Consider the following 22,675-nt stretch of genomic DNA (forward strand, 5'->3'; position numbering starts at 1 on the left):
TTGTTTTTTGAAAAAATATTTCAAGTCAATAACCTGTCTTAAAATTTCTTGCATTTGGCGGTTTTGTGATAGTCAAAACACCTGTTTCGAGATACTTTTGGACAAACGATTATCTAATTCAAGTATTTCATGAAAGCCACAAGTATACCCAATCACGAAAAAACCTTTTTTGAAACAGGAAGAGACTCAGACGGAAAAGAATTTGTGTTAACAGAAATGACTGTACCAATTAAGGGAACTAGTGAGGTGATGCCTTATATAAATTGTAGGCCCAAAAATGGAGATGCTTCTTTTTATTATCAGGAGAAAAATGCAAAAACACAAATTGTACTACATTATACTGCTGGGTACTTAAAAGGGGATGTAGCTGCATTATCTAGACCTAATAATCATGTATCAACTCCGTTTATCATCGCAAGAAATGGTAAGATACTTAACTTATGGTCTTCTGCCTTTTGGTCATATCATCTGGGCTCAGGAGCCATAGGTGGCAATACCAGGGGTGGCAAGCGAACCATTGCAATAGAACTTTCTAATATTGGTTTTTTAAAGAGAATAGATAACAAATTGGTTACGGTGTATAGTGATACCGATGTGTATTGTGATATTAGGGAAAAACAGTTTTATACAAAGTTGGAGTTGCCTTATCGTGGAGAAGTATACTATGCCAAATTTACAAGGCGACAATACCATAGTTTGCAGTTGTTACTTCGTTACTTAACTGCCGAATATGATATTCCTGCTACATTTTTGCCAGAAGATAAACGATATGGAATCGTTGCAGAAGAAGAGTTGATTAATTTTCTAGGGATTACTTCTCATGTAAATTATAGACCTTCTGGAAAATGGGATATCGGCCCTGCCTTTGATTGGGGTCGGGTTATGAAAGGCTTACAGTAACCAGATCGTCTTCAGGAAACTACCTTCATTTGTCGTTTTGTGCTACTATGAGGGGTAATTTTCTATAATTTTTGATTTAGAAAACACAAAGGTGTTAGAAAATTTAGCGTGAAGTTGTATTTTTACTAAAATTAAAGTTTTACTACTAATTTTATTTAAAATACTCTACCTTGAAACCTAAATTTTTATTTCCCCTGTTATGTTTACTCTCTCTTTTCTCTTATTCACAAGCAGAAAATAAGTTTACAGATACACGAACTCAAAAGATTGAAGCCACCAAACTAGAAATAGAAAAGGCAGATTCAGATTCTTTACGGTTATCACTTAGATTGAAACTAGCGGGTCAATTGGCCTATTTTGATGGTAATATTGCCAAAGAAATCTATCTCGATGTTCATAAAACAATTAAGGACAAAGGATATAATAGCTATCATTATCAAAAAATGGAAGCAGAATTATTATATAGTTTGTCAAGCGTATCCTTGAATTTACAAGATACTGCAGCAGCATTGCAATATGCCAATGAGTCCTTAGATATTGCGACAGAGATTGGATATGATATGATCGTGGGTCGGGCGCTAAGTAATCTAGGGAATACATACTCGAGACAAATGGATTTTGAGAAAGCAAAACAATTTCATAAACGTTCATTAGTATTTCATGAAAAGGCGAAGTCGGGTAGAGGACAAGCACTTACGTTAAATCGAATAGGACTAGTCTTTAGTAAACAGGAAAAGATTGATTCTGCAACATATTATTTGAAAAAGGCTATAGAAGTTGATACCGCTAAGACACTAAGGCTACAAATAAAGGGAAATTTAGCCAGTATCTATGCAAATAATGATAGATACGACCTAGCTGCCAATATTTATAAAGAAAACCTTAGATTGTTAGATCCAACTGCTTATAACGTCAGGGCGCATAATCATTCTAATCTAGCAAAAGTATACGACAAACAAAAAGAGTATAGCAAAGCACATGCACATATAGACAGTGCTATTTTCTTTGCAAAAAAGGTGAATTCGTTATTTTTGATACAATCGGCATACCATGCCAAAGTTGGAATAGCTTATAATGATAAAAAATTCTCAGAATCTTATGAGGCTTTTTTAATTCAGGATAAATACAAAGATTCTATAGTAAAAGAAAGTACGACAAAACGTTTTGCCAATCTGGAATTTGCATATCAGTATAAAAGAGAAAAGGAACTAGCTGCCGTAAACCTCAAGAATGAATCTACTAAAAAGAAATTGTATTTAGGGTTACTCGTTATTACGGCTCTGGCAGCCTTGTTTTTAATCTATTTTATTAGAAAAAACAATAGACAAAAATTAGAACTGGTTGCAAATAAGGCTAAACTAGCAGAGATGGAAAAATTAAAAACCGCCTTAGCACTCGCAAATCGAGAACAAGAACTTAAAAAAGTGGTGGTAGAAAGCTCTGTTAGAGAAGAAGTCCTTAATAGTACCATAGATGATATTAAACAAGTTACAGCTCTCGAGGATGAGAGAGAACGTAAGTCTGCGTTACGCTCCATATCTGCTTCCCTATTATCAGAGAAAGATTCTAAAAAATCATCTTTAAGTTTACAAACGTACCTTGATGAGGTAAATATTGATTTTAAAATACTCCTTGATCAACATTTTTCCAAATTAAAACCAAAGGAAAAAGAGCTTCTTTGTCTTATGAAAATGGGGCTAAGCACTACAGAAATTAGTAAGCTTCAAAACACAACGGTAGCGGCTATAAAATCCTCAAGATATCGTATTCGTAAAAAACTTGGTTTAGGTTCTGAACAAGATATTATAGCTTTTATTGAAAGTAAAAATATCAGGCTATAAGGTATTAAAAGTACATTCCCTGTAAACTGTTTTTTGATTAAAATTGCATGCTCTTTAATTTACAAAAGCCTATTTTGTGAGGAATATCTTGTTATTATTTAAAGAAATTATAAGTAAAATCCAGCACATCGAATTTTATTTAAAACACTGAAAATAAAAAATCTAAATTGTTTGATACTCTTTTGCTACCCCCTTTTTTTTGACATTTAGATTCCTTGTTTATTTCTTTGTTTAAGAAAGTGATGTTTAACTTTAGATAAGGTTGTTTACTATTTATAATTTCTACTCAAAACAACTACTATACAATTTTATCAAATAGAAAAACGGGATATATTCTATGAAACCTGAGACTAAATATACAAAGAGCAAAGATGTAAATATAGCCTATCAAATTTTTGGTTCTGGACCTATTGATTTAGTATATATTCCGGGCTGGGTTTCCAATATAGATTGGATGTGGGCTTGTCCAGAGTTGGTTAATTTCTTTGAGGAACTAGGAAAGTTTGCCAGAGTTATTCTTTTCGACAAAAGAGGAACTGGTTTATCAGACAGAGTAGTAGAGTTTGCAACACTGGAAGAGCGTATGGAAGATATTACGGCCGTTATGGATGCAGCGGGATCAGAAAAAGCCATACTCTTTGGCCATTCTGAAGGGAGTAGTGTTTCTGCATTATTTAGTGCAACCTACCCGGATCGGGTAGTCTCTTTGATTGCTTTTGGAATCTTTGCAAAACGAAGATATTCTGAAGAGTACCCCTGGGCGCCGACAGACGAAGAGCGTCAGGAAGTGTATGATATGATAGCCAATAATTGGGGCAGTGGAGCTATGAACCTGGAATCCTTAGCACCATCAAAAGCACAGGATGAAGTATTTATGGAATGGTTAGCAAATTACTTTCGCTCTGGAGCAAGTCCAAGAGCCGCAATGGTATTAACCAAAATGAATACGCAAGTAGATATCATTAATATTTTAGGGTCTATTAAAGTGCCTACGTTATTGCTACAAAGAGTAGGGGATATTGATGTTAAGATCGAAGAAGGCAGATTTATTGCAGATCGTATCCCAGATTCGTTATTAATAGAACTTGAAGGAAATGATCATTTGTTCTGGGTAGGTAATACTCAGGAAGTTCTAGAAGAGATAAAATCGTTTGTAGATAAAATAGAAATCGCTTCTGAACCTGTTTATGAAAGAAAGCTGTACACTTTTGTGGTAGGTCATTTAAAAGCAGCTGAAGCGTATCGGTATACTGTTAGAAATTTGATTAGGAAATTTGCAAATAAATATAAAGGGAATATAGTAATTGGTACCGAAAATACGTTTACCATCACTTTTGAAGGGCCTAGTAAAGCTGTATATTGTAGTACAGAACTTGTAGAGGCTGTTCAAAGTTTGAATGCCCAAATTTCGATTGGTATTGACATCAAAGAATGTTCTGTTGTAGATTGTATTTGCGAAGAAACAGAAGATTTTGTGGCATTTGTAACAAATGAATCCAGTCCTAATCAAATTATAATTACTCAAACGGTAAAAAATTTACTTGTCGGTGTGGATATTGACTTTATGCCCAATAAAACAGTTTTTAAAACAGAATTAGGAAGCTCAATGCTTTTGTTTACAGCAACTAAAAAAGTGAAGCAAGAAACTACAGTTCCTAATATATCCCAAATTAAAGATTCTTGTCAAGACTCTTTTTTACAAAGAGTCATTCAAAATATAAACAACCATCTTAGCAATGATTATTTTGGAGTAACCATGCTTTGTAAAGAGATAGGGGTTAGTGAACGACAATTACAACGAAAACTAAAAACGATTACTAATAAATCTCCAAATCAATTGATTTCTTCAATTCGCTTAAATAAGGCAAAAGAATTATTAATAAGTAATCATAGTACAATTTCCGAAATAGCTTTTCAAACAGGATTTTCGAGCCCTTCTTACTTTTCCAAATGTTTTAAAAAAGAATTCGCTGTAAGTCCGTCTGATCTGATAAACTAACAGCAGAAAATTTCTCCCACAAGGTAAAGTTATACTTTGCAAAAAACCTTGTGTTAGCAAAATAAAATTTTTTGGATTTCTTAGAAATGTATTGGTTATGGTGTTTTTTAGATCAAATTATAAAAATTGTGGACATTTATAAATTTGTTGATGATTTTTCAACATTTTACGTCAAAAAAGTAATCCAAAAAGCAATAAAACCGTCCAAATTATTTGATTTTCAGAGTTTTACCTATTTTCACTAGTACTTTTTAGTAACTCCTACAGGATTACTTCATGATCCAGAACAAAGCTCGGCTTTGAGAATCACAAAAAGAATCGCTTCGCTTTGTTTCAAAAAAGAAGCGAGCTTCATTTCTGAAACTCGCTTGTCATTAACATTTTTAGTGACCCCAAGCTTCCAGAGTTCGAACTTTTCTACTGAATTTTTAGATAATGTTAACAAATACTTTGAGGAAGAATATATGCTGAAAAAAGCTTGTTAGTCTTTATAACTTTTGGAGAGATAGGAAGATTTATTAATTTTTAATTCTAATAAAAAAGGGCATTCATTAAAAACACCCTTCTTCACTAAAAATCCATCTTAATAGCGAACACATTGACAATAAACATTACTCCACTCTTCAACTTCAGGAGTACAAGGATCTACGATGGGTTTGTGACAAACTCCTCCAGCATTTACAAATTTCTGTTGGTTTTTAGTTAGTACTTTTGCATTCTCTAAAACTCTGTGTAACATAATAATGATAATTTAGTTATCTATAACTCGAACATTTAAAGACAATCGAGGTTTTGTCTAAGCTGGTATATCTAATTGAATAATAACGATTGCTATTATTTCTTCATTATAAATGAACAAAAAAAGCGAGACAATATTGTCTCGCACCTGTAAATTTTGTCTTAAAAGTGAACTCCGCAGGAGAGAGTTCGAACTTTTTAGTTAGCGATTTAGGGTTAATCATCAGTGAATCAAGTGCTTTGAAAAATCTCTATTTGACATAATTTTGGAGGTAACACTTATATAGGAATTTTAGGGACAATTTCAAAACTAGTAATTTACCTAAGCAGTAGGGATTATAAAATATGACTCTGAAGAAAAGACGTTTTACTCTACATCTACAATGTATTAAATTTATATCTTTAAGTGACCTTGGACAGACAAATACCGGACTATTTTAACTAAAAAATTTTGAAAATCAGTTAGTTATTAAAAGAGCTTAAGACAGCTTAACATAATTCAATGTTCTCTAAAACATCAGTACGTCCTAAATATTAAAATTATAAGTTCACGAGGTTTTTACTTAATAATTATCTTCCTCTATATCTATATTTGGATACTTTCCCACATTTTATCCGCATTAAGCCTAAAACTACCTAAGTGCTCAAAGTTACATTCTTTAGGAGCTATAATTGAAAGAAAAGATTCTTCATCTTTATCTTTATACAAGTGGTATGTTTCTCCAATAGTAGGTTCAAAACTAAATTTGGCCTGATATAATAACTTATTACATTCATATTGTTTTATCAGTCTATTATATTGTTCCTTTAGCTCATTATATCTCGTTTCAATATACTTGTTTATCTTATGAAGATTTTCATTTTTCCAACCAGAATTATCTATAATTGTAATTTTAGGTGCGGACAAGTTAGTTGCATAAGGTCTTAATGCTGCATCGTAAACTTTTTTTTCATTGTCATAAACAATATTAACTGGTTTTCCTTTTTTATCCATTCATTTTGTCTTAATTTTCTTATGTAATGTTTTGGCTATATAATGAATGACTCAACTAAATTTATCGTATCTTATTTCTGGTTACAAATTGCCTTTAAACTCATTATAAAAACTCGAAATATTTATTCATTTAAAAACCTTATAAGACTTTTATTGCTCTAAGACTTTAATAAAAGTTGTTCTCTTAGTAAGTTCTTTTAATCTCTTGGCTCCTACATATGAACATGAACTTCTTAATCCTCCTAAAATATCTCTTAAGGTTTTTCGAACCTCTCCTCTAAAAGGCACTTGGATTGTTTTACCTTCACTAGCCCTATACTCAGCAATTTTATCAGAATATTTTTCCATGGCAGTGAATGAACTCATTCCATAAAACTGCTTGTAAGAATTTCCATTTTCATAGTGGATATCTCCTCCACTTTCTACGTGTCCTGCGAGCATTCCTCCCAACATCACGAAATCTGCTCCACCACCAAAGGCTTTTGCTATATCTCCTGGCGTTGTACAACCCCCATCACTTATAATATGTCCTCCTAATCCATGTGCTGCATCTGCACACTCGATAATTGCTGACAATTGTGGGTATCCAACACCTGTTTTATTACGAGTTGTACATACTGAACCAGGACCAATACCAACCTTTACTATATCTACTCCGGATAATATTAGCTCTTCTACCATTTCTCCAGTTACCACATTACCCGCAATAATAACTTTATCAGGGTACTTTGATCTCAACTTTTTTATGAAATAAATAAAACTTTCTGAGTACCCATTAGCTACATCCACACATATGAATTTTAATTGGTTATAAAAACCTAAAATCTTATTTAGTTTAGTGAAATCTTTTTCCTTAATTCCTGTACTAATGGCAATGTACTTAGTAATTTCATCAGAAATATTAGTAAAAAACGTTGACCAATCTTCTAAAGAATAGTGTTTATGAATTACAGTAAATAATTTTATCTGGGATAAGGATTTTGCCATTTCAAAAGTTCCTGTCGTATCCATGTTCGAAGCCATTATTGGAATCCCATCCCAAGAATAGTTACTGTGCAAAAAAATAAATTTTCTTTCAAGTATTACTTCAGATCTGCTCTTGATTGTCGATCTTTTAGGGCGAATCATTACATCTTTGAAACCTAACTTTAAATCATCTTCTATTCTCATTTTTTCCTATTTAAAATTATAAAATCGAACTTATTTTATTGAACTCATCTTGAATGTCATTTTTGCCTGCAAAACTTCCATTATGCACCCTGATTTTGTGAAATTTTTGCATCGTGGTTAAGGCTATGACTTAAAAATTTTACTTCATTATGTCACAAAACCAAATTTTTCGGCTTAAACCTTGACTCAAGATGAGTTCATTTATCCCTTTTTTGAAATAAAAAATATTGACTCTAAATTTTATTTTAATTTGATGATATCCTGCCTTTAGTAATTAATCTCTTTTTATATTTATCCAAAGTTTTTATTATCTGTTGTTCCATATTTATTTCTAATAAATTGGCAATACAAATTAATGAAAATAAAACATCGCCAAATTCATCCTTAATTTTTTCCTCGGTAGATATTTCTAATTTTCCATAATTAGAAGAAATTATAAGTTCTTTCGATAATTCACCTAATTCAGATAATAAATCTAACATTCTGATTTCAATGGTAGTTTCGTATTTGTTTTTTAAAACAAAATCTTTAACGAGTTCCTGTATGCTGTTTCTTTCCATGTTGATATTCTATTTCTTTAAACACTTCAATGTACTGATCAATTATGATTTTATCATTTTCCCAGTCATAAAATGTTGGGAGTGATAATGCATTATCTTCGACATATTTACAAACAGGTAAAGATTCTATATTATTTACCACTTTTGTTTTTTGTAAAGGGAACATCCTATCAGGAAATTCAGAATACAATGGCTGGTTTGCCAAGCATTTTCCAGAAGGTGCTGAAACCTCCATGCCCTCTTTCTGTAGAATTTGGACGAGTTCATCTCGAGAAATACCTTGTAAAATACCTTCTTTGTAAAGTGGTTTGAAACCATACCAAGCTCCCATATCTACATTATTAGAAATATCAATATTTTGAAGGTAATTGACCTCTTTTAATCTTTCATTAAAATAGTTTAAACATTTATGACGTCCTTCTTTAATTTTAGGAAAGTTTTGGAGAGAGTATTTAGCAACGATCGCATTAAAAGGTGACATTCTTAATTTGAGTCCGAAACCTGTTGCCCAATAATCGTTTAGCTCCTTTTCGAGTATCTCGGATTTACAACGATCTCTATAATGACCTAACAAGGTTGCCCTATAATATATATCCTTATCATTTGTCACTAAAATCCCACCTTCTCCGGCAAAGATGGCTTTGTTAGTTTGTAGTGAAAAAACAGCAACATTTCCAAACGTTCCGCAAAGTTTGCCTTTATATTTTGAGCCATGAGCATGAGAACAATCTTCTATAATTTTTAAATTATACTTCTGTGCAATTTTAATTATCTCATCCATATTGCAAGGATAGCCCCATTGATGAACAACTGTAATTGCTTTGGTACTCTCGCAAATGTTTTTTTCAATTTCTTTAAAATCAATACATCTACTATTAATGTCGATATCTATAAGTCTCACGCTTCCCTGTAATGAAAAAACAGGGCTTAAGGCGGCATGATAGGTTAGTCCAGGACCTAAAACTACATCCCCTTCTTTGATTCCAATTGCAAAATATGCTGCTAGTAAACCAGATGTTCCAGAGTTAAATGAAATAGAATATTTTGACTGGTTTTCTAAAAATGCTAAAAAATTTTCTTCGAACTCTTTTATAGGACCAGTTTTACCCTTGATTCCGATATCTTCATTTCTTTGTTTTGAAAGTTCTTGTAATTCGATATCAAGTGCATCAGGAGGCCAAATTTCGTGAGGTAACATTTTTGTGATAGTCCTATTACTACTGTTTAACGTGCTATTTTTCATGATTAGATTAAATTTTGTTCTAGATGATTTTTTCGACTATTTACTTGGGACATTATATTTGGCAAAAAAACATTTATTCCTTCATTTTTTGCCGACATAAAACCTGCTTCGACCATTTGCATTGTTTCACATCCGTTTAATAATTCTATATTATTTTTTTCTTTATCTAGTCTTTCACAATCGCTAATAAAAACACTTAGTTGTTCACTGTATGCTAGTTCCCAAGGATAATAATTATTATCGTGATCTAATATTTCTCCAGTGTTACTGAAGAGTGTCACTTCCTTACGATTTAATCTGATATTTCCAAGAGAACCACTCATATAGATTTCTTCCTTTTTATCGGTTGATACAACACTCAATAAGGCTTTTACTATTGTTCCAGTATTGTATTTACATTCTAAGAATACAGTATCATCAGTCGAGTAATCAAAATTTCTTTTTTGAGATGTCAAAAATTTTGCTTGTATCATTTCTGGGAGTCCTAAAAAATAATGAATCACAAAGCAGGCATGCCAACCTAGGCCATACCAGCTACCTCCACCTTTTTCTTTAACCCAATACCATGAATTTTTTGTATCGTTTAAGGTAAATTTATAATCTATAAATCTTATAGTTCCAATACTCTTAATCCAGTTTGAAGCTTTCTTGTAAAAAATATGATGTTTTCGTTGTTGCGCTATCCTGAGTAAACAATTATGTTTTCTTGAAAGTTCTATATAGCTGATAGATTCATTTAAATTTAGTCCGAATGGTTTCTCTTTTAGTACATGTATTCCTCTTCTAAAACAAATTTCTAATACTTCTTTGTATAAATCATTGGGTAATGATAATACAGCAATATCTATATCATTATCATTTAAAAAATCGATATAAGAGGTGGATGTTGTAATTTCAAAGTCGATAGTTTTTTTAAATTTAAAAATATGATCTTCATTTTTATCACAAATACCGCTGAAGCATATTCTGCCTTGTTTGTGTAAATCAATTATAGATGATAAATGTGAAGCCCCTTGGTTTCCACAACCTATTAAGGCTAAATTAAACTTTTTCATATATTAGGATTTAAGAGGTTAACAATATCAGGAAGTAAATTCTTGGGTGCAGCAATAATACTTTCTGCTTCAATAGGACTATTACCTTGATAGTCAGTAATACCCCCGCCAGCACCCTTGATAATAGGAATCAAAGCTAGTGCATCCCATCTAGACATTATAGGATCAATCATTATATCAGCATATCCGGTAGCTAATAAAAAATATCCGTATGCATCCGCCCAAGTTCTATACATCTTACACTTTTTTATTAAGTTATCAAACCTATCTTGGTCTTGAAATTGTCCGATAGCAAAATGATCAGTTGTAAGAATTACTGCATCACTAAAATGATTACAAGATCTCATTTTAGTTGGATTGTCATTATGTATACAAATTTGATTATCTCCAACAACTAAATCTTCCAATATAGGGTTGTGATACATACCCACTATTGGGATACCATTTTTTAGAAGTGCTATTAATGTGGCAAAGAGTGGAACACCATGAATAAATGTTTTTGTTCCATCTATTGGATCAATTACCCATTCAAATTCAGATCCAGTACGATTTATTATTCCTGTTTCTTCAGTATAAATATTATGCCCACTAAATTCTCTTGAGATACAATCTATGATTTTTTCCTCAACTTTTTTATCTAAAATTGTTACAGGTGACTTATCTTTTTTTACCTTCACTTTGATCGGTTTTCTGTAGTATTCTTTACAAATATTTGATGTTTTATCAGTCAATTCTTTAAAAAAGGGGAGTAAATCGTTTGTATTCATTTTTTATGATTATAACAATATTTATGCATTTTCTTTATCATAAATTTAAAAAAAAACATATTTCACCTAAATATCTTTATCCATCAAAATTATTATGCCTTTTCCGTATTTTAATATTTTATTAAGTTAAAATATAGTGGCAAGCCTATTATAAATAACATTTTAAATGTTAAAGGAAGTTTTATTAATGAACAGTGTTAAAAAAAGTTAATTGATTCCTTTCTTGAAACTAAACCATAATAATCAATATTAGAGAACTAAAATAATAGTTGGGTTTGAGAATAATTGCTTTAAGCTTTTAAGGTAAAAATGAAAAAGGAGTAGAAGCAAAATGTGTATGTAACGGTTTAAAATATTTTCATTATATTTATATTATCACTAGGTTATTAGTGATTAACCCCACCTTTAATTTAATATTACATATTAAATATAAATACCTCATTAAGCATATTTTATTATTGTATAGGTCAGAATATGTAGCTTTATTTAGCTAATTATTAAAACCATACTTCTAAAAATGGAAAATCTGGATAACTACATTAAACAAGAGAAAAAGGTTATTGATCTAATAACTAGGACACTAAATGTAATTTATTTTGAACCTTTTAACAATAGATAAACACTTTTCTTATGTTAAATATGATTGTAAATAAAACTTATGGGCAAAGTCTAAACTCAGTATTTGAAAGGTTATCCTATGTTGGTCATGAAATTGTGGAAATGCCTCCAGACTGGAAAAATTCTAAAGAGAATATATATACCCTTATTTTTGTTGATAAAGAACTTTGTTCTAAGGACTATAATTTCTTTTTTAAAAAGGCAGCAACATTGCAAATTAAAAATCCTAGGATCTTCACTACTAGAATAATTGGTTATGCATCACTATTTCATCCTAATTTTTTTTATTCATTAACTAGAGGAACGGCAAGTACAAAGCTTTTATCTGACTATATTTCTAATGTAAGGCATAAGGAGATCAATATTACTATATCTAAATCACTAGGGATAGGTACAAGTAGATATTACTTACAATCATTAATTTTTCTATCAGGTGTTACACTTAGTGCAGCTATTATACAAAATAGATGGTCTTTAGGCACCATAGAAAGTAAGCTTAATAGACTTTGGCAAGCTGGTCAAATGATAAAAAGCATGGGGTTAGATGGGATAGATTCAGAAGATATCAAATCATTTGTACTTCAAACATCACAATATATCAAAACACAACCTAAAATAGCCTTAAAGCAAATAAAATATTTTTATTCAAAATTGCTTTCAGTGTTAATGAGAGATGTAAAAGCTGAGCGAAAGCTCATAAAAGAACGAAAACTTAACTCCAAGGAAGAAGAACGTTTTGGTTTTATTTCTAATTTGAAGAAGATTTTAGGTACCAATTTAAAATCTATACTCCTATATGGTTCTGCTACTAATAGTGAGAATTTTTCGGACTATGATCTTATTATAGTTGTTGGAAATCTGGATAAAGCTCTAATCGAACTGGATGGAAAATCACCTACCTATAATAACAAAGAACTAAATATTGGACTATATGATAACCATGATTTTTGGATTTATCAATTAGCTTCTGGTGATAACTTATACGATCATGCCATTTGCTTATATGGGGATATTATCGTGCCTCATAAAAAAAAGGAAAACTTACTATTACGTAATTTCAGTTTTGGTTTTATTCGTTTTAGACAGTTAATGGGTATGGGTGCACATGTTCAATCTATTACTACACAAAATGACGACAAAAGGAATTTATTAGATTATTTCATAAAGATTCCACTAAATATAGCTAAAGGCATAGATGGATGTATCGGAAATGTGCGTTCCAATGAAAGCATAAAAGCTTGGGCTAGGACAAGGTTAAACTTCAACCTTGAATATCTAAAACAATTATCAAGAGATGGTGACCACACCTTGGCTATTTCCTATTCTACCTGGGCAGCACAGGAAATATTACATATATATGATTATCAGCTAAATGTAACAAAAACAATAAAAGCCAAACCATTAAAATTTAATCAATGCAAACACTAATAGATCAATCTTCAATACGCCTAAATATTAAAAAGGATACCGTTCCTGGTAATTATACAGAGGCAATTCAAGATAAAATGGCTGCTCTAGATATTGAGCTCAATTGGTTAATAGCTGATGCGAATGAAGTCTCAGATAATCTTTGTATATCATGTGCACAATTATCGTCAATTAAAAATGTAACTATTGAGGACTATATTGAGCATATTATAATTCAAATACCCTTTGATTTTGATGCTCTAAGACTTTTAGTAGAGGGTGAAAGTAAAATTATCAAGCTTTTAAATGATAAAATTGTTATCGAGAAATTTAAACCTACCATTTATTCATACACTCATAATCGCTATGGAGTTGTTGATACTACCGATAATTTAAGAGTTAAATTTACCTCTGAAGTATTTAGGCAAATGAATCGTTATGCAAAAATCTCTGGCAAGAACCTTAAGAATGCGTTTCTAGGTTGTATAGAAGATGAAACGGGAATTTATTTGGTTCAGGAAAGAATGGTAACCTCTAATTTGGAAATACGTGTTAAACGATACCATGTTGGATCTCCAGTTCATCGTTATCGTTTTACAGAGAGTTACGATACCTTACAAAAAGACAAAAAACCGCTATTCAATTGGACCCGTTTCGATAAACCAATTGTCTGTTTTGATTGGCGGCACCCTTTAACGGATGAACATGGGGCACGCTTAGCTGACGAGCCTATATCTGATGATTATGCTTCGATATGGATGAAAAATATTCCACAGGCAAAACAGCTCGCCAGTGATACGTTTATTTGGTTAGAATCTCTTTTTGCAAAAGCCAATTTAGTCTTAGTAGATATTTGTTATTTCATTAATAAGGATGGTAATTGTTTTTTTGGAGAAATTAGCCCAGACTGTATGAGAGTACGGCAAAGTATAGATGAAGATGCTCAGAGCTATGATAAGGATATTTGGCGCAAAGGGGGCAGTAAAAAAGACATTGCAACACAATACGAATTATTATATGACTTAATTTTTAATCAATAAATAGTAATTATGGAACTAGAAGTAAAAAACAAACGACTAAAAATTTCACCAAGCGGAGTAATTACCTTACCTGTTGCTGCAAGAAAATCATTGGGTATGGAGGTTAATAAGGCCTCAGAAGTCAGTATAAGAGTAGATGACAAGTGTGTTATCTTATCACGTAAGTATTCAAAAAAGGACAAAACCTGGAGAATTTCTAAAAAGGGTATGATGACTTTACGCGCAGAGGCTAAAACTTTATTACAAGGTGGAAAGACTCGTCATTATTGGCTTAATCTAGATGATAAAAATAAACAAGTAAAGCTTATGCCATATTAAACACAAGACTTTTATGAGCATTATTATAGCACTAGATGGTCACGATGGTGTAGGAAAAACAACATTAGCAAAGCAACTAGTAGAGCAACATAATGGTATTTATGTACGTCCATTTGGTGGTAAATCAGGTATTGATCTTATTGAAGCTGCTGATAATCAATATTTTGATAAGGTAAGTGCTATTGGAAAGCAAGCAATTAATGAAGCAATGCTTGCCTATATAGATCATACTAGACCTTTAATTTTTGATAGGCATTGGATAACCGTACTATCCTTGTTACCAGAACATAATAGAATATGTTGGCCGCATCCCATATATTCCTTTTTATGCTCTGCAGAACTAACCACCATTAAATCACGTTTAAGTAAGCGTACAAGTGAAAAACAGTTTGAAGATGCTTATCATAGTCATTATTTGAACACGTACCTTAAGATTGCCAAGGTTTGCGGAAGTACAGTGATTGAAACAGATCATATTTCTATAACTGGTGCATTACAAAAGATCAATGAGATTTTAAATACCTACTTATGAGGATTAAAAACATACATCAAAATACATATAAACATGTCATAGGATTAGGAAAGGGGCGAGGTGTTGAGCAATATAGCTGGCTGTTTGGTTATAGTGATAACAAAGATTTTAAGAAATTTTTGTTATCTAGTGCTACATTTTTTTTAGATGATGTTCGCAATATGTTATTTGTAAAAGCAAGACATTCGGACTTAAGTTGGATGCTCAATAATAACTACATTGATATTGCTTTAGGAAGTTCAGTATGGTTCAATGAAAAATCAAAATTTAAAAGTTTTGATTTTTTTAATAAGGAAGTGAAACCTTGTAGACTATCACTGATCTCAAAGACTCCTTTACCTATAAAAGATGGATTAAGGGTTGCTACACGTTTCATAGATATCGCTAATACATATTTTGATAACAAAGGTATAGAGGTCAAACTCATTCCCATGAATGGCTGCCATGAAAATGCCCTTTTGCTCAATTTTGCAGATGCTATTATAGATATAATCGAAACCGGAAGAACTATAAAACACTTGCAATTAATTGAGTTAGAAGTGCTTCAATATGTTAGTCATAAATTATATATTAAGAATACCATCAATGCCACAAAAATCTATAAAAGCCTATTAGATATGATAATGGAAAAAAAAGTTTCACTTTAATGTAGTTAGCAATTTCACAATTTCTATGATTCTCAATCTTTAAAATTATTCAGTACATAACAGCAGAAAATCTAATTCGAAGAATTACATATTTAAAAATTTCTAAAGGGTAATTTGGTAATATACGATTGAAACGTTTTTACGAAATAATATAATCCTAAACAGGTCTTCATATATTCTCAGAGCTTTATTTTTAATACAATAACTTAGCCATGAATAATATAATCACATATTGTAGAGTATCTACAGAGGAACAGAAAAAACAAGGCTATAGCCTTGCCTTCCAGAAAGAACATTTATCCAGCTTTGCTGAAAAAGCAGAATACAACATTTTGAAGCACTATGAAGAAGATTATTCCGCAAAAACCTTTGATCGTTCTCAATGGAAGAAGCTAAAAAACTATTGTGATAAATACCATACTGTGATTGACAAAATAGTTTTCACAAAATGGGATCGATTTTCAGGTAATGCTAAACAAGCTTATGAAGAAATTGAATGGTTTGAGAAACGTGAGATTGGGTTAAATTCAGATGATAACCCACTGGACCTAAGTTTGCCAGAAAGTAAGATCAAGTTAGCACTGTACCTAACTTTATCTGAAATCGAAAATGACAGGTTATCAAGACGAGTAAAAGAAGGGTTAGAAAAAGCAACTAAAGAAGGGTGTTGGACAGGCAAATCACCGTATGGATATATCAATTATCGTTTGCCAAATAATAAATCTACTCTAATACCAGATGAAAACGCACGTCAAGTTTTAGACACTTTCTTGTTAATATCAACCCAAAATATCAGCATAAGAAAAGCCTGGGTACAAATGAGGACAAAAGGAATGCTAATATCTTCTTCGCAGTTTTACAAATTAATAAGAAACCCAGTTTATATAGGTAAAGTAATATTAAAATCAGATGAAAACCAAACAATTGAATTCATTGAAGGACTTCATCCACCAATTATACCCACAGCTTTGTTTAAAAAGGTTCAAGAAAGGTTAAATTCTGGATCAAAAAACAATACAACTAAAAAAGGGGTGAAAAATCATTTGTACCCTCTTCGTGGATATATCAAATGTTCCCAATGCGACAAGGTTTTGACTGCTAGCGCTTCAACGGGAAGCAATCCTAATAAGAAGTATCATTACTACCATTGTAGAGATGGTTGTAGGGAAAGGTTGTCAATTAAAAAGCCCATAAGCTTTTTGATCAACACTTAGAAAAAATTAGTATCAACAGAGAGCAATTCAATACAGCGAAAAAGAAGGTGAAAAAAGAAATACAAATACAAGAAAAATCACTTCAGAAAAAGAAACAAAGAATAAGTAAACGAATAACAAAATTAAAAGACATAATAGCTAAGGTGGAAGATAGGTTCTTTGAAGGACTAATAGACTCGGAAACATTTAAGAATTCAAAGATCCGGTATGCAAAAAAGATCAAAGTTTTTGAAAATGAGATTTTAAGGTTAAAGAATTTTAATCCGGTATTTGAATTCCAAAGTAGAATGTAGAAACTTAAAAAATATATTGATCTGCCCCAGAAATTTAAAACTTTAAATTTCCGTAAGGGAAAAGATCTTTTGGAATCAATAATAAATGAAAAAATTAGGTTACATCCCTAAAAACAAATGTAAGGTAGTTTTTTTACCCTAAACGGAGAGGTTCGAACCTTATGTTATTGGCAAACAGTGTTTTATATATTTTTGGAAATAGAAACCTAATAAGACAAAGTTCGAACCAAACACTTGTAATTATCTTAATATCAATAAAATAAAAAAGAGATAAATGTTAAATTTATCTCTTTTAGTGACCTCGGCAGGATTCAAACCTGCAACCTCTTGAGCCGTAATCAAGTGCACTATTCAGTTATGCTACGAGGCCTTTTTTGCTATTGCGGGTGCAAATATAATTGTTTTTATTCAACTGCCCAAGCATATTTTAGCTAAATATTTTTTGATTTAAGAATCAACACCAGTTCGATATTCTATGGTATATTTGAACCATAATCAAAGCATATCATGAACTTAGAAGATTACATACGAGATATAGCAGATTTTCCAAAACCCGGAATTCTATTTAAAGATATCACTCCATTACTATCGAATCATGATGCTTTGGTAGGGTGCGCTAATATGTTAGCCGAGCTTTCTCCTAAAAATATGAAGATTGATAAAGTAATTGGTATCGAATCCAGAGGCTTTATAATCGGAGCTATGATTGCAGAACGTTTGGGAGCAGGATTTGTACCGGTTCGTAAAAAGGGAAAGCTTCCATACCAGGTAAAATCAAAGGATTATGGACTTGAGTATGGCCATGATACACTCGAGATTCATATCGATGCTATCAAAAAGGGAGAGCACGTTCTTATTCATGATGATGTACTCGCGACAGGAGGTACTGCAGATGCTGTATGCAAGTTGGTAGAAGACCTGGGTGGAATTGTCGTGCAGTGTAATTTTATTATGGAACTTGATTTTTTGAATGGCAGAAATAGATTAAATGCACCAGTTTCTGCATTGGTAACATATGAATAAAAAAAGCCTTCAAGAAATGAAGGCCCAAATCAAACTCTATAAAAACTACTATTTTTTGGTAGTAGCGATAATGGCACCATCTTTTGCTTTATCTCCATAAACACTAACAGCAGTTTCGGGCTTAAGAAAATCAACCTCGTCAAGCTTATCTGTTTTTGCTAGATTATCTAAGGTTTCAAAATCAGCTTCTTTTCCGTCAATAATAATTAGCTTCTCAATATCAGGGTTATCAATAAAGCTGAACTTTTTGCTTTTATTATTCTGAAAAGGACTGAACTGTTGTCCATTAAAAATGAAATTACCATCTTCATCTTCTTCAAAAGTAAAAGACTTCATGATTTGGTCTTTTAGTTTTTGAACATCAAAATTACCTTTAAAGAATAAAGAATCATTGTCCTTGTCAAAATCAAAATTAAATGCAAAGTTGTGTTTTTTCATCAGGCTATCCATATCGATTTGAGGATAACTAAAACCTGATTGATTTCTCCATGCTGCAATATCAAAAATTCCAGAATTGTTGATATATAAATTATCGTTTTTATAGCCTAACTCAATTTCAGAGATAGGAGTGTTTGATGAAGAAGAATATTGGCTCTTAGAATTTCCTTTCTTAAGAATGATACTTAAACTGGTTAGCTCATTCTTATCGTTATATTCGATTTTTTTAATGATTAATTCGATCCCGTTTTCAGCAAAGAAAGTTTGTAGATCTTCCAGTTCTTTTTCGGTTGTGTCTTTGTTGATTATTGCAGTAATCTCATCAGATTGTGAATTACTCATTACTATCTGTTCATGTTGGGTATCGGTAAAAGCCATGAGGGAAAGCGTACCTAGTATGCCTATTCCCAGAATAATCCATTTTTTCATACTAAATATTTTAAGGTTATTTATTTTATGATATAACACTTCGTCTTAAGTACGAAAAAAGCTAGTATGTGTTGCAAAATGTTTGTGAAAAATTTGGAGTTAGCCTAAGGCCTTTTTGGTCACATATAGTCTCCAGCCAAAGATTAGCAATTGTAGTTTGGAAGCTTTACTTAGATCTAAACGTCTTTTTGTAAAGCTGGGAAGGATTGCCTTGTTGATTTTTGCTAGAACTGAAAATAATCGTTTTTCCATAACACGAAAATAACAAAAACTCGCTTACATAAAGCGAGTTTATTATGATTTATGTCTGAGTAAAGTTAATTCTCTTTGGTGGTAATTTCTATCACTCCATTTTCAGCTTTTTTACCATATTTTTTGATAGCACTTTTACCTTTTAAGACATTAACACTTTCTATATCATCAGAATCTAGTTTCTCCATGTTCTCTTTGGTAGATTCTTTTCCATCTATAAATAATAAAGGGTTCTTACCATCATTTCCAGTGATCACAGCAAAAGTATTACCATCTTTTTTACGGATTTCGAAAATTTCTTCAGAATCACCATGAATATCTTCTGTTATTACTTTTCCATCTTTGTCCTTTATTATAACTACTTTACTTTTTCCGGTTCCGGAAAAGATAAAATCGTGTTCCTCGTCTTCGTCATCAGTGTGAATTTCAAGAATTTTGTTTTTACCATGCTTTTTTGAATTCATCATAACAAAATTATGATTACTTTCTGACGCACCGATATGAATACTGTCTGTTTTACTATTATATGAAATAATAAACGCACTAATGGGATTCTTATCCTTTATTGCATAATTCGTGCTACTCCCTGAGGAAGTGATCGCAACTTTAATTCCAGTGATTTCTTTATTATTGTTTCTTTCAATATCTGAGAACTTAATTTCTACATTAAAATCATTCTTTAAAGTTTTTTTGATGTTGTCAAAATCCTGTTTTGAAGAGTTCTTATTTATCATAAATTTAACTACCTTTTCTTTATCTTTTTTAGAAGTAGCTTTTTCTAAAGCGGTAGAATTAATGATATGATCTTGCTGGATCTTGACTATTTCTTTGGTATTAAAGCCCCATAGAAATAGACTTAATAATGGCAGAATTAAGATGATTCTCCATAATTTTTTGTTTTGAGAAGTTTGCTTGTTTAACATAACGATTCGTTTTTTGATTAATGAATGATAAAAATTATTGGCAATAGCAGCGTAATTTTTTGATGATACACTTACTAAAGTTAATTGGTACTCTTTTTTAGATTTTAGTTGGTTAATCGCTTCACGATCTGCAATAAATTCAAGGTTTTGCTCTAAGCTTTTTTTATAAAGCCAAACAAAGGGATTGATCCATTGAAAAATCATAAGAAGGTTAATAATCAGGATATCGATGGTATGATATTGAGTCACATGAATCTTTTCATGTTCAAGAATCATGTTTAGTTCTTTTTTTGAATGTAGAGTTGGATTATATACTATGTAACCAAAGAATGAAAAAGGGGCAATATCTTCGGTAACTTCTATTAAATTATAATTCCCCCGTTTTTTGGTTAAGTTACCCGTAACTAATTTTTTTAGGGATAGCAGTTGAATAACAAAACGTATGGCAAATAATAATATTCCAATACAGTATACTATACCACCAATAAGCCACCAATCCCATGATTCTGGAGTAGTATTTATGATTTTAGATGGATTTGATTCTGCAATATAAAAGTTAGGAGATTCAATGAACTTAACAGTGGTAAATTCTAAAAAAGGAAGTAATAATGAAACAATAACCCCTATTAATAAAAAATGTCTGTTAATATTAAAAAAAGTATCTTTTCTAAGTAAAAAGTAGTACGTAACATAAAATATTGTAAGGACTACACTTGATTTAAATAGATAAATTAATATGGTTTCCATGATTTACTCGTTTTGCTCTATTACTTTCAAAATTTCGCGTAACTCTTCAGCGGTAATTTTTTCTTCTTTTGCAAAAAAAGATACCATATTCTTATACGAGTTATTAAAGTATTGTGTCATTGCTTTACTTACAAAATGATTTCTATATTCTTCTTTGGTAACAATAGGAAAGTATTGATGTGTTTTACCAAAAGCTTGATGTCCGACATATCCCTTGTCTTCGAGGTTTCTGATAATTGTAGACACCGTATTATAATGTAAGGTGTTCCCTAATCTTGCTTGTACCTCTTTTGCAAAAGCTCTTTCTAACTCCCATATGGCATGCATGATTTCTTCTTCTTTATTTGTTAGTTTTTCCATTAGAAATTTAATTAATTATGATCAAATCTATAACTAAATTTATAGTTTCACAACTATTTTTATAGTTATTTAACTATTTTTATAGTTTTTTAAGCTAAATTTTATCTAAAACCTTATAAAAATACGCTTTGTATTTATAGAACTAACAGATACTTATTTTATCTTCGCAATCAAATATTATGCTATGGTAGTAAGTATACTTTACGTATTAATTGGGCTTGTTCTTCTTGTAGTAGGTGGGGAGTTTTTGGTTAGATCTTCGGTCGCATTATCTTTTAGACTCAAGCTTTCAAAAATGGTTATTGGTTTAACTGTTGTTTCTTTTGCGACCTCTGCACCAGAGCTGTTAGTAAGTATTCAGGCTGCTTTAGGCGGATTATCTGATATATCCTTAGGAAATGTTGTTGGATCTAACATAGCGAATATCGGATTAGTATTGGGAATTACCGCGATCATAGGACCATTAGCAATCGATAAGGATTTTTATAAGTTTAACTGGCCAGTAATGGTAATACTATCATTTGCATTATATCTGCTTCTGGGAAATGATGGAGTTTTAAGTCAGATTGAAGGGCTTATTTTGGTTTCGTCATTATTGGTATATCTTTTTTTATTAATCAGACGTGCCAGAAAATTTTCTGATGCTATGCTCGAAGAGGTTGATGATTCTCTGCAAAAGACCTCCAACTTCAAAATATTGATTTGGTTATTGATTGGAGGAGTTGCACTTTATTTTGGATCAGAATTATTGGTAAATGGAGCAGAAAATATAGCCCTAAAATTAGGGGTAAGCGAGGGAGTGATAGCCGTCACTTTAATTGCAGTAGGTACAAGTGTACCTGAATTGGCGGCCTCTGTGATTGCAGCACTCAAACAAGAAAAGGCAATCTCTTTAGGAAATCTTATAGGATCAAATATCTTTAATATCGCATCAGTCTTGGGGATTACATCATTAATTCAGCCTATTGCAGTTAAAGATGAGGCTTTAATGAGTGTTAATATCTATTGGATGCTTGGTTTTGCCATAATTTTGCTTCCATTAGCATTTGTTCCCAAAAGAATGGTTTTGGGACGCCCAAAAGGGTTATTAATTTTTGTAGCGTATTGCATTTTCATAGCTTTGGTTTTTGTGAAATAAAATTCAAACACCAAAGAATATAAAAAAAC

The 22,675-nt window shown here is 31.6% G+C and carries 23 protein-coding genes and 1 tRNA gene; 12 read left to right on the top strand and 12 right to left on the bottom strand.

Annotation, left to right across the window (positions count from 1 at the left end):
- Positions 1-129: 129 nt before the first annotated feature.
- The 3 genes from ACFSJT_RS13965 to ACFSJT_RS13975 all read left to right on the top strand — a co-directional run bounded on the left by ACFSJT_RS13965 (position 130) and on the right by ACFSJT_RS13975 (position 4,740).
- Positions 130-900 carry an N-acetylmuramoyl-L-alanine amidase gene (locus tag ACFSJT_RS13965; protein ID WP_378320909.1) on the top strand — a complete coding sequence of 257 codons (771 nt, stop codon included), beginning with the start codon at positions 130-132 and terminating at the stop codon, positions 898-900.
- Between the two features lie 170 nt (positions 901-1,070).
- Entirely contained in the window at positions 1,071-2,741 is a 1,671-nt protein-coding gene (locus ACFSJT_RS13970) for a tetratricopeptide repeat protein (RefSeq protein ID WP_378320910.1), read from the top strand.
- A gap of 337 nt (positions 2,742-3,078) precedes the next feature.
- Entirely contained in the window at positions 3,079-4,740 is a 1,662-nt protein-coding gene (locus ACFSJT_RS13975) for an alpha/beta fold hydrolase (RefSeq protein WP_378320911.1), read from the top strand.
- Positions 4,741-5,323: 583 nt separating this feature from the next.
- On the opposite strand, the gene ACFSJT_RS13980 is transcribed toward ACFSJT_RS13975, so the two are convergent.
- The 7 genes from ACFSJT_RS13980 to ACFSJT_RS14010 all read right to left on the bottom strand — a co-directional run bounded on the left by ACFSJT_RS13980 (position 5,324) and on the right by ACFSJT_RS14010 (position 11,267).
- On the bottom strand, positions 5,324-5,479 hold the full coding sequence (locus ACFSJT_RS13980; protein ID WP_378320912.1) for a hypothetical protein: 156 nt from the start codon (positions 5,477-5,479) through the stop codon (positions 5,324-5,326).
- Positions 5,480-6,064: 585 nt separating this feature from the next.
- Positions 6,065-6,472, bottom strand: a complete 408-nt coding sequence (locus tag ACFSJT_RS13985) for a DUF2452 domain-containing protein (RefSeq protein ID WP_378320913.1) — start codon at positions 6,470-6,472, stop codon at positions 6,065-6,067.
- Positions 6,473-6,622: 150 nt separating this feature from the next.
- Positions 6,623-7,642, bottom strand: a complete 1,020-nt coding sequence (locus ACFSJT_RS13990) for a GMP reductase (RefSeq protein WP_378320914.1) — start codon at positions 7,640-7,642, stop codon at positions 6,623-6,625.
- A gap of 245 nt (positions 7,643-7,887) precedes the next feature.
- Complete coding sequence (locus tag ACFSJT_RS13995) at positions 7,888-8,202, bottom strand: MazG nucleotide pyrophosphohydrolase domain-containing protein (protein WP_378320915.1); 315 nt, start codon at positions 8,200-8,202, stop codon at positions 7,888-7,890.
- Positions 8,171-9,445 (bottom strand): DegT/DnrJ/EryC1/StrS aminotransferase family protein, encoded by a 1,275-nt coding sequence (locus ACFSJT_RS14000; RefSeq protein WP_378320916.1) that lies wholly within the window; start codon positions 9,443-9,445, stop codon positions 8,171-8,173. Before ACFSJT_RS14000 ends, ACFSJT_RS13995 begins: the two co-directional genes overlap by 32 nt.
- A gap of 2 nt (positions 9,446-9,447) precedes the next feature.
- The gene (locus tag ACFSJT_RS14005; protein ID WP_378320917.1) at positions 9,448-10,500 is read right to left on the bottom strand and encodes a Gfo/Idh/MocA family protein; all 1,053 of its coding nucleotides are present in this window, start codon (positions 10,498-10,500) and stop codon (positions 9,448-9,450) included.
- The gene (locus ACFSJT_RS14010; protein WP_378320918.1) at positions 10,497-11,267 is read right to left on the bottom strand and encodes an inositol monophosphatase family protein; all 771 of its coding nucleotides are present in this window, start codon (positions 11,265-11,267) and stop codon (positions 10,497-10,499) included. The genes ACFSJT_RS14005 and ACFSJT_RS14010 overlap by 4 nt, the downstream gene beginning before the upstream one ends.
- Before the next feature lie 630 nt (positions 11,268-11,897).
- On the opposite strand from ACFSJT_RS14010, the gene ACFSJT_RS14015 reads away from it, so the two are divergent.
- The 7 genes from ACFSJT_RS14015 to ACFSJT_RS14045 all read left to right on the top strand — a co-directional run bounded on the left by ACFSJT_RS14015 (position 11,898) and on the right by ACFSJT_RS14045 (position 17,336).
- Complete coding sequence (locus ACFSJT_RS14015) at positions 11,898-13,313, top strand: hypothetical protein (protein WP_378320919.1); 1,416 nt, start codon at positions 11,898-11,900, stop codon at positions 13,311-13,313.
- Positions 13,301-14,332 carry a phosphoribosylaminoimidazolesuccinocarboxamide synthase gene (locus tag ACFSJT_RS14020; RefSeq protein WP_378320920.1) on the top strand — a complete coding sequence of 344 codons (1,032 nt, stop codon included), beginning with the start codon at positions 13,301-13,303 and terminating at the stop codon, positions 14,330-14,332. Before ACFSJT_RS14015 ends, ACFSJT_RS14020 begins: the two co-directional genes overlap by 13 nt.
- 9 nt (positions 14,333-14,341) lie before the next feature.
- Positions 14,342-14,650, top strand: a complete 309-nt coding sequence (locus tag ACFSJT_RS14025) for a hypothetical protein (RefSeq protein ID WP_378320921.1) — start codon at positions 14,342-14,344, stop codon at positions 14,648-14,650.
- A gap of 13 nt (positions 14,651-14,663) precedes the next feature.
- Complete coding sequence (locus tag ACFSJT_RS14030) at positions 14,664-15,182, top strand: P-loop nucleotide/nucleoside kinase family protein (RefSeq protein WP_378320922.1); 519 nt, start codon at positions 14,664-14,666, stop codon at positions 15,180-15,182.
- Positions 15,179-15,829, top strand: a complete 651-nt coding sequence (locus ACFSJT_RS14035) for a hypothetical protein (RefSeq protein WP_378320923.1) — start codon at positions 15,179-15,181, stop codon at positions 15,827-15,829. Before ACFSJT_RS14030 ends, ACFSJT_RS14035 begins: the two co-directional genes overlap by 4 nt.
- A gap of 212 nt (positions 15,830-16,041) precedes the next feature.
- Positions 16,042-17,043 carry a recombinase family protein gene (locus ACFSJT_RS14040; RefSeq protein ID WP_378320924.1) on the top strand — a complete coding sequence of 334 codons (1,002 nt, stop codon included), beginning with the start codon at positions 16,042-16,044 and terminating at the stop codon, positions 17,041-17,043.
- 47 nt (positions 17,044-17,090) lie between these two features.
- The gene (locus tag ACFSJT_RS14045; protein WP_378320925.1) at positions 17,091-17,336 is read left to right on the top strand and encodes a hypothetical protein; all 246 of its coding nucleotides are present in this window, start codon (positions 17,091-17,093) and stop codon (positions 17,334-17,336) included.
- 296 nt (positions 17,337-17,632) lie between these two features.
- Here the strand turns inward: ACFSJT_RS14045 and ACFSJT_RS14050 are convergent.
- Positions 17,633-17,706: transfer RNA gene (locus ACFSJT_RS14050), tRNA-Arg, on the bottom strand.
- Positions 17,707-17,843: 137 nt separating this feature from the next.
- Here ACFSJT_RS14050 and ACFSJT_RS14055 point away from each other — a divergent pair.
- Positions 17,844-18,359: an adenine phosphoribosyltransferase gene (locus ACFSJT_RS14055; protein ID WP_378320926.1), complete on the top strand. Its 516-nt coding sequence runs from the start codon at positions 17,844-17,846 to the stop codon at positions 18,357-18,359.
- A 48-nt stretch (positions 18,360-18,407) separates the two neighbouring features.
- On the opposite strand, the gene ACFSJT_RS14060 is transcribed toward ACFSJT_RS14055, so the two are convergent.
- The 4 genes from ACFSJT_RS14060 to ACFSJT_RS14075 all read right to left on the bottom strand — a co-directional run bounded on the left by ACFSJT_RS14060 (position 18,408) and on the right by ACFSJT_RS14075 (position 21,508).
- A complete protein-coding gene (locus ACFSJT_RS14060; RefSeq protein ID WP_378320927.1) occupies positions 18,408-19,226 on the bottom strand; it encodes a hypothetical protein in 819 nt (272 codons plus the stop codon).
- Positions 19,227-19,325: 99 nt separating this feature from the next.
- A complete protein-coding gene (locus tag ACFSJT_RS14065; RefSeq protein WP_378320928.1) occupies positions 19,326-19,478 on the bottom strand; it encodes an SsrA-binding protein in 153 nt (50 codons plus the stop codon).
- A gap of 65 nt (positions 19,479-19,543) precedes the next feature.
- Positions 19,544-21,148 (bottom strand): M56 family metallopeptidase, encoded by a 1,605-nt coding sequence (locus ACFSJT_RS14070; protein WP_378320929.1) that lies wholly within the window; start codon positions 21,146-21,148, stop codon positions 19,544-19,546.
- A 3-nt stretch (positions 21,149-21,151) separates the two neighbouring features.
- The gene (locus ACFSJT_RS14075) at positions 21,152-21,508 is read right to left on the bottom strand and encodes a BlaI/MecI/CopY family transcriptional regulator (RefSeq protein WP_378320930.1); all 357 of its coding nucleotides are present in this window, start codon (positions 21,506-21,508) and stop codon (positions 21,152-21,154) included.
- A 184-nt stretch (positions 21,509-21,692) separates the two neighbouring features.
- Between ACFSJT_RS14075 and ACFSJT_RS14080 the strand changes: the two genes are divergently transcribed.
- Positions 21,693-22,646 (top strand): calcium/sodium antiporter, encoded by a 954-nt coding sequence (locus ACFSJT_RS14080; RefSeq protein WP_378320931.1) that lies wholly within the window; start codon positions 21,693-21,695, stop codon positions 22,644-22,646.
- Positions 22,647-22,675: the final 29 nt, after the last annotated feature.

This window comes from Aquimarina celericrescens (genome assembly GCF_042682765.1).
Lineage (GTDB): Bacteria > Bacteroidota > Bacteroidia > Flavobacteriales > Flavobacteriaceae > Aquimarina > Aquimarina celericrescens.